At 39.5% G+C, this 1,046-nt stretch carries 3 protein-coding genes; all 3 read right to left on the bottom strand.

The window, feature by feature from the left end:
- The coding region (locus HMPREF2865_RS00015) for a zonular occludens toxin domain-containing protein (RefSeq protein WP_141752500.1) at positions 1 to 397 on the bottom strand (397 nt) is incomplete at its 3' end.
- A 4-nt stretch (positions 398 to 401) separates the two neighbouring features.
- Positions 402 to 692, bottom strand: a complete 291-nt coding sequence (locus HMPREF2865_RS00010) for a DUF2523 domain-containing protein (protein ID WP_063068743.1) — start codon at positions 690 to 692, stop codon at positions 402 to 404.
- 9 nt (positions 693 to 701) lie between these two features.
- Positions 702 to 1,046, bottom strand: a 345-nt coding sequence (locus HMPREF2865_RS00005; protein WP_283120615.1) for an IgG-binding virulence factor TspB family protein, incomplete at its 5' end; no start/stop codon positions are given.

Raw genomic sequence — 1,046 nt, 5'->3', positions numbered from 1 at the left:
GATTACGTACAAATACGTCAAGCTGACTTGGGTGCTGGGTCATCAAGATAACCGTATGGCCATGATGGCGAAGTTCAGTTAATTCTTGAATATAGGGCGGAACAGGACGACCGGCAGCACGAACAGGATAGGTATAGTGCGCTTCATCAACAATCAAGACGGCACCTTGCGGAATAATATCTCGCAACGGTGCAGACATGATTTCTTCTTCCGTGAGTTCATGTGCGTTTAATTTGCGTTTATCCAAACCATCAATATGGCAGAAATAAAGCGGGCGATCTACTTCCGTACCGTCGTCTAGTTTCATTTTAAACAAGCCGTCTTCGTTGTTCAGAATCATGGACACGACGCGTGAAGTTTTACCAGTACCCATATTCCCAGTAAACAAATAAATCATAACGCTACCTTGGCATAATAAAAGTTAATTTATTTAATGTATTCATTCCAATATAAAAGCTGAATGCGCCGAATAAATAACCGAGACCTTGGCCAAAACCACCTATTAAAAGTAAATTAAGAATATCAGACGGCATGGAATTGATTGCATTTAGGGTGTAATCTTTAAATTTATTAAGCGCAATAATATAGCCTGCATACGTTACAAACGTCATGCCAGTAGCAATAATTATTCTGACAATTAGCATTTTGAGCAAAATTGCCAATAAAGGTATAAGACCTGCAAGTAATGGCATAAGTACCTCTTATTTCCTCAAAGACCCGAAAACAATAAACGCGGACATGATGATGAATCCGAGCAGAACGGCAAAACGGACTTTTTCCATGAAAACGCAGAGCGGTTCATAGCTGATTTGTACCGGCTTTCCCCAAATACTAAAACTTTTTGGCTGAGGACAAACGCCATTTGGCGGTAGGAAGTTGTCACTGTTCCATGTGTTTTCATCGGTTACCCGAGGAATATTAATGTCATCAAACATACCTTCTTCTGGTTTGCCCATTTTGTCACAGGCTAAAATGTCTGGGAAAAAATCACAAAGTAAGCCTTTTGATTCTTCTTTCTTGTCATCTTTTTTATCTTCTTTTCTTTT

It is taken from the genome of Neisseria sp. HMSC073G10 (genome assembly GCF_001812605.1).
Taxonomy (GTDB): Bacteria; Pseudomonadota; Gammaproteobacteria; order Burkholderiales; family Neisseriaceae; genus Neisseria; species Neisseria subflava_A.
The sequence above is the reverse complement of the archived record's forward strand: the minus strand, read 5'-3'. Positions and strand labels throughout refer to the sequence as shown.

Bases quoted from the DNA above. Each gene is read 5' to 3' on its own strand.
- HMPREF2865_RS00010 (WP_063068743.1), bottom strand. From the start codon at position 692: ATGCCATTACTTGCAGGTCTTATACCTTTATTGGCAATTTTGCTCAAA.